The organism is Rhodococcus sp. AG1013 (genome assembly GCF_003350365.1).
GTDB lineage: Bacteria > Actinomycetota > Actinomycetes > Mycobacteriales > Mycobacteriaceae > Prescottella.
Genome location: NZ_QQAT01000028.1, coordinates 23,813 through 30,887 on the forward strand (window position 1 = coordinate 23,813; position 7,075 = coordinate 30,887).

General features: G+C 68.4%; 4 protein-coding genes. All 4 read right to left on the reverse strand.

Annotated elements, in window-relative coordinates:
* Window positions 1-70 precede the first annotated feature (70 nt).
* Window positions 71-3,313 (reverse strand): protein kinase domain-containing protein, encoded by a 3,243-nt coding sequence (locus tag DEU38_RS25250; protein WP_309473117.1) that lies wholly within the window; start codon window positions 3,311-3,313, stop codon window positions 71-73.
* Window positions 3,314-3,595: 282 nt separating this feature from the next.
* Window positions 3,596-4,420 carry an HAD family hydrolase gene (locus DEU38_RS25255; RefSeq protein WP_114724131.1) on the reverse strand — a complete coding sequence of 275 codons (825 nt, stop codon included), beginning with the start codon at window positions 4,418-4,420 and terminating at the stop codon, window positions 3,596-3,598.
* Between the two features lie 91 nt (window positions 4,421-4,511).
* Window positions 4,512-5,270: a 1-acyl-sn-glycerol-3-phosphate acyltransferase gene (locus DEU38_RS25260; RefSeq protein ID WP_114724132.1), complete on the reverse strand. Its 759-nt coding sequence runs from the start codon at window positions 5,268-5,270 to the stop codon at window positions 4,512-4,514.
* Between the two features lie 119 nt (window positions 5,271-5,389).
* Window positions 5,390-7,075, reverse strand: a 1,686-nt coding sequence (locus tag DEU38_RS28730) for an Ig-like domain-containing protein (protein WP_181818940.1), incomplete at its 5' end; no start/stop codon positions are given.

Genomic DNA, 7,075 nt, shown 5'->3' on the forward strand with positions numbered 1-7,075 from the left:
ACCGAACACGAAGTGCTTGCCACGACCGAGGTCGTGGCAAGCACTTCGTGTTCGACGATCCGGTTTGCTCTCACATACCCGACGCATGTTCCTGTTCGACGACCCAAGCCGCGATCTGCGCCCGCGAAGTGAACCCCAGTTTCGTCAGGACATGCTCGACGTGCCCGTCCACCGTTCGTTGCGAAAGTACGAGTCGGGCTGCGATCGCCTTGTTCGTCAGGCCCTCGGCGACCAGCTCGGCGACCTGTTGTTCGCGCTTGGTCAGGTCGGTCGGGGCACGGGCGGCGGCGGTCCTGTCGTCGGAGCGCTCGCCGAGGGCGAAGGCGATCGCGGCCTCCAAGTCCAACGAGCGACCCTCGCGGTAGGCGGTTTCGAATGCTCGCGCACCGAGTGCGCGACGGGCTTTCCGCTCGGACTGTTCCTCGTAGGGGAGCAGACTGGGAAACAGAATTGGCGGGCTGCCCACGGTATGCCGCAGTTCGGCGGCGGCTCCCATCATGACAGCGGCCCGCCGAGAGTCGTTGCGCTCGGCGGTAATCCACGCCAGTGCCTGCAGACACGTCGATGTCGTAATCAGATTGTCCACCGGTCGAGTAAGCAGAAGTGCCTTTTCGAGTTGTTGTAGCGCGTAATCGCTGTCTCCGTGCCGCCATAGGGCGATTCCCATGGCCGCCAGCGCGTACGACCTGTACACCGACTCGCCGTGAGATTCCGTGATGGCCAGCACCTTCTCGTGATTGGCAAGAGCTCGAGCGGTCTGACCGCTCATTTGGTAAACCCATCCGAGCAGCAGGAGCGCATAGATCCGTGGCGGGAGGTCGTCCGGTACTTCGGGTACCTCGGTGGCCTCTTCGAGGCACTCCCGTGCGCGGTTCAGATCCCCGCCGGCGACAGCGACGAACCCCTCGGCGGCGGCGACGAAGGCGTGCGTCAGGGGGTCGACTCCGGCTCCCGGCACCTCGAGGGCATGAGCTTCCGCGACCCAGGTGTCGGCCGCTGCCAGGTCACCTTGGATCGCAGCGAACTCGGACGCGGCGAAGATCGCCTTGGCGCGTTCGACGGTCGAGACGCGGCGGGGCTGGGCCAAGGTGCGATCGAGCCAGCGTCGGCCCTCGCTGACCAGTCCCCGGGAGCGCCAGAATTCGTAGAGGGCCGCAGCGATCTGGAGTGCGCTGCCGTCGCGCTCGGAGAGGCCGAACTCGAGGGCTTCGCGCAGGTTCGGCAGTTCCCGCTCCAGCCGGGTGATCCAGTCGAGCTGACGGGGACCGATCCACTCGGCTTCGGCGGCCAGCGTCAGCCGCTGGTACCACTCGCGGTGCCTGCGGCGCAGATCCTGGTACCGGTCGGCGTGCGTGATCGCGTCCCGACCGTAGTCACGGATCGTGTCGAGCATCCGGAAGCGGACCTCGCCGTTCGATCCCTCGCAGATCAGGATCGACTTGTCCACCAACGCGGTCATCGTGTCGAGGGGATTGTCCGGCGCCCCGTCGCCGCCGCACACGTACTCGGCCGCACCGAGGTCGACGCTGCCGGCAAACACCGACAGCCGACCCCACAGCTGTTGTTCGGCGGAGGTGCACAGGTCGTAGCTCCAGCCGATGGCCCCGCGCAGCGTCTGCTGCCTGGTCGGGGCGCTCCGGCTGCCACGGGTCAGCAAGGTGTACCGGTCGGTCAGCCGCTGCAGGATCTGCTCGGGCGAGAGCGTCCGAATCCGCGGCGCCGCAAGCTCGATCGCCAACGGCAGCCCGTCCAGGCGAGCACAGATCGCGGCGACGACGCCCCTGTTCTCGTCGGTGAGTTCGAAGCCCGGTACGGCGGAGGAGGCGCGTTCGGCGAACAGCGTCATGGCGTCGAAGCGGGACACGTTCCGCCGGGAGAGAGTGTCGTCCGGTTCGGGAGTCGTCAACGGGGACACCCTGATCACCGATTCGCCGCCGATGCCGAGTGCTTCTCGGCTGGTGGCGAGGATGCGCAGCTTCGGGCATCTCGTCAGCAGTGTCTGTGCCACGTCGGCGACGGCCGCGATCACCTGCTCGCAGTTGTCGAGCACCAGGAGCGTGGTGCGCGGGGCCAGGACATCGACGAGAACCTCACGCACAGGTCTGGCCGACTGGTCGCGTACTCCCAAGGAGGTGGCGATCTGCTCGATCACCAGCGCGGGGTCGCGCAGCTCGCCGAGTTCGACCAGCCACACGCCGTCGGGAACTGCCCGCTGTGCGGCCGCGGCAGCCCGCAGCGCGAGCCGGGTCTTGCCGACCCCGCCGATGCCGGTCAGCGTCACCAGACGAGCTGCCGACAGGGAATCTCGCACCTGCGACAGTTCGGTGCGGCGCCCGACGAAACTCGTCAGTTCCGTCGGGAGATTTCCCCGGCGTGCCCGGTTCTTCCGCGCATCTGCCGCCGCGATGTCGGTGCCGGCCGACGGTGCGGTCTGCCGTTCGAAAACCGGGTCGGCCTCTGGCGCAGTGTCCGCGACGGACGGGCCGTCGCCACGCTCGAGTCGGCTGAGCTGCTCGCGCAACGCCTCCGGGGTGGGGCGCTGGAGGGGGTCTCGCGCCATCGCCGCCTCGATGGCCGCACTGACGTCGGCGTCGATCCCACTCTCGCGCAGGTCCGGTACGTGTTGGGTGGTGATACGCAAGAACTGTGCGACCAGTCGCTCACCGTCGTAGCGCTCGAACGCGGCATGGCCGGTGAGCGCGCAGAACAGGGTCGCGCCGAGCCCGTACACGTCGGCGGCAGGCGTGGGGGGTTGGCCGCCGAGCACCTCGGGGGCGGTGAAGGCGGGCGAGCCGGCGACGATGCCGGTGGCAGTCTGGAAGCCGCCCGAGATGTGGGCGAGACCGAAGTCGGCCAAGGCCGGCTCACCGTAGTCGGTGAACAGGATGTTCGCCGGCTTGATGTCGCGGTGCACGATGCCGAGCCGGTGCGCTGTCTCGAGCGCCCCGGCCAAGTTCACCCCGAGCCGCAGCACCTCCTGCACCGGGAGGGGGCCGCTTTTGCGAATCCGGGCGTCCAGGGATCCCTGCTGGTGGTACTGCATCACCAGGAACGGTCGCCCCGATTCCGTCTGGCCGACCTGCAGTATCCCCACGATGTGCGGGTGTCCGGTGAGCTGCCCCATCGCGCGTTGCTCGCGCAGGAATCGCGGCAGATTCTCCGCGTCCGGTTCGGCCGCGAACATCTTCACCGCGACCGTCCGGTCGAGACCTACCTGGGTGCAGCGGTAGACGATCCCGAACCCACCCCGCCCGATCTCGACAGCACTGTCGAACCCAACCGCGCTCAACTCCGCGGCTGGGGCCGACTCCACGTTCCGCTGTGTTCTGAAGGGATCGTTCTCGACCATGAAGTCACCTGCGATTCAACTGCCAAACCAGGGTAGCCCGACGCAGGCCGACCTCGTCTTCCCGAATCCGGTGCCGACCGTTTCGTTTCCGACGACCGATTCGTTTCACAGGTTCGTGGTTCCACCGGGCTGATCGCCTCCGACCGACACCGGCCTCGGCACAGTCGTTGCACCACAACATGGTTCACACAGGACCGGAATGCCCCACAGCCGAACTACGTGGTGGGGGCAGGGGTTGTTCTCGGTTCAGTCCGCCCAGATGCGTTCGAGGACCCGGGCCACGCCGTCGTCGGAGTTGGTGGCGGTGACCTCGTCGGCGGCCGCCTTCGCCTCCGGGTGCGCGTTGTCCACGGCGACACCGTGACCGGCCATCGCCAGCATCGGGATGTCGTTGGGCATGTCCCCGAACGCGACGATGCCCGACTCGGGCACCTCGAGCCGCTGCGCCATCAGCTGCAGCCCGGACGCCTTGGTCACGCCCGGCGCCGACACCTCGATCAGACCGTTGTTGGTCGAATACGTCAGGTCGGCCCGCTCCCCCACCAGTGGGCGCAGCTTCGCCGCCATGTCGGCGCTGCTCGCGCCGGGAACACGGATCAGCATCTTGACCGCGGGCGCGGACAGCAGGTCCTCGGGCGCCATCTCCGTGTGGCCGGGATTGAGCCAAGCGTGCTCGTAACCGGGGGCGCTCACGAACTGTGCGGTCGCGGTGTCGTGTGCGCTTGCACCGATCCGTTCGGCCGCCAGGCCGGCGCCCGGTAGCTCCCACTCCACCAGGTCCGCCAGCCACGCGAGGGTCTCGAGCGACAGCGTCGCAGCGGAGATGACCCGGTCGGCTTCCGCGTCGTAGAGCACCGCGCCGTTCGCGCACACCGAGAGCGGCGCGAAGCCCAGACCGTCGACCACCGGGCCGAGCCAGCGCGGCGGGCGGCCCGTCGCGAGGACGAACGGCGTGCCGGACTCGACCACCGCCTGCACCGCCGCCCGGGTGCGGGCGGTGACGCGTTCGTCATCGTTGATCAGGGTGCCGTCGACATCACTGGCGACCAGGCTGGGGAGTTCGGGGTGCACCGGGCCATTCTGCCCCGTTCGGGCGACTTCCCGCCCCTGGGTTGCGATCGGTGAGCGCAATCTCACCACCCGCGTGGACGGGCCCCGGCCGCTAGCTTGCCCCGGTCTCCTTGTTGCGGCGTGCGGCCGCCTTGGCCTCGGCCTCGTCGGCGTCCATCTTGTTGGCTTCCTCGAGCGTCGGTGCCCCGCCGCCGAGCCGCGCGGGAACCCAGTACTCGCCCGCCGGATGGTCGTAGTTCGCTTGCACCCCGCGGAGCAACTCCTCCATGCGGGTGTGCAGCAGTGCCGTCATCTCGGACGCGGGTTCGAACGGCGCGATCGGTTCGCCGACCGCGATGGAGATGGGGGTGTTCGTTCGTCCGAGACGCTTGGGGAACCCCTTGGTCCACACGCGCTGCGAACCCCAGATCACCATCGGGATCACCGGAGTGCCCGATTCGAGCGCCATCCGGGCGGCGCCGGACTTGAAGTCCTTGAGTTCGAAGCTGCGGCTGATCGTCGCCTCGGGGAAGACACCCACCAGTTCACCGTCACGCAGGGCCTGTACCGCCGCGCGGTACGAGTCGGAGCCGGCGGACCGATCGACGGGGATGTGCTTCATCGCCCGCATCAGCGGGCCGGAGATCTTGTTGACGAAGACGTCGTTCTTCGCCATGAACCGGATGTACCGCTTCACGGCGCGGGCGGGCAGGCCGGCGTAGGTGAAGTCCATGTACCCGGTGTGGTTGATGGCGACCACCGCCCCACCGCGCGCGGGAACGTGCTCCTCGCCGGTCACGGTGAACTTCAGTCCCTGGCCTGCGAATACGACACGAGCAACGCCGATGATCGTTCGGTAGAAGGGTTCCACACCGAGCAGCGTAGTCGTCGGGTGGTGGCCACGGACACATCCGTTCCCACAGACGACACGGTCCCCCGCCTCCGGTGAGGGCGGGGGACCGTGTTCAGCAGCTCAGGAGATCAGGACCCTCAGGACCCGAATCCCGAGCGTCCGGCGCCGCCGAGCGACCCGAAGATGGTGCCGAGCGAACCGGCACTGCCGGTGCCGCCGTTGTCCGCCGCGGTGACCTGAACCGACTGCTCGGCGGAGGCCGACGCCTTGACCCCCTGTCCGCCCGAGTAGCGCGCGGTGATGCGGTGCGCGCCGTCGGTGGTGAAGGTGTGCTCCAGATTCGCGACGCCGTCGACGAGGGCGACATGGTCACCGATCGGGAGGTCACCGTCGTAGAACTGGACCGTGCCGGGCAGATTCGTGCCGCCTGCCACGGTGGCCGACAACGTCACGGGGCTGCCGACCGTGGCCGTCGCCGGGACGGTCACAGTGGTCGTGGTGACCGTGTCGTCCGGGGTCGGCACCGACACCTGGACCGTCTGCGAGGCTCCGTTCGAGTTGGTGAAACCGGATGCACCCGTGAACGTCGCGCCGACGGTGCGGTCACCGGCCGCGGTGAAGGCGTGCTCGAGCTTCGCGACACCGTTCGCCACGGTGACGGGGCCGCCGATGGCGACGCCGTTCTCGGTGAACTGCACGGTGCCCGACGCGTCGGCCGGGGTCGTGGTGGCGGTCAGGGTCACCGACGTGCCCGTCTGCGCCGCGGACGGCACCGACAGCTCCAGCGACGTCTGTACCAGCGCGGTGCTCACCGTCACGACCCGAACCGCCGACGTCGAGTTCTTGAAGCCCGTGTTGCCGGTGAAGACCGCGGTGATGCTGTGCTGACCGGCCGTCGTGAACGGCGTCTGCGTGGTGGCCTTGCCGTTCGAGACCGCCACTGCGTTACCGATGTTGACGTTGCCGTCCTTGAACTGCACCGAACCCGAGGCGTTCGCCGGATCCAGATCGGCAGTGAGAGTCACCTGCTGCCCGGTCTGCGCCGTGGCCGGTGCGGTGAGCGTCGTGGTGGTCGCGACGTTCGGCACGCTGACCGCCACCGACTGTGCCTGCGACGTCGATCCGACGAATCCGGGAGCGCCGGAGAAGACGGCCGTGATGCTGTGCTGACCCGCCTCCGAGAAGGTGTACGACAGGTCGGCCTTACCGTTCGACACCGCAACCGGCGCACCGATGTCCGCGCCGTTGTCCTTGAACTGCACGGTGCCGCCACCGGGATTCGGTGCGACGTCCGCCGACAGCGTCACCTGGGCACCGGTGTCCGCCGTGGACGGGACGGTGAGCGTCGTGGTGGTCGCCGCATCCGGGACGCTGACGGCCACCGTCTGCGCCGCGGAGGTCGATCCGGTGAATCCTGCGGAGCCGGAGAACACCGCCGTGATGCTGTGCTGACCCGCCGCGTCGAACGTGTGCTGCAGTTCGGCAGCGCCGTTCGCGACCGTGACCGGTGATCCGATGTTGTTGCCGTTGTCCTTGAACTGCACCGTTCCGCCACCGGGGTTCGGAGCGACGTCTGCCGACAGCGTCACCTGCTGCCCGGTCTGCGCCGCGCCCGGCGCGGTCACGGTCGTCGTGGTCGTGGTGTCCGGGATGCTCACCGACACCACCTGCGCGGGTGCCGACGAATTCACGAACCCGGATCCGGCGATGAAGTCCGCCGCGATGCTGTGGTTGCCGGCCGTGTCGAACGTGTGCTGCAACGTCGCCGTACCGTTCGACACCACCACCGGCGCACCGATATTCGTCGACCCATCCCTGAACTG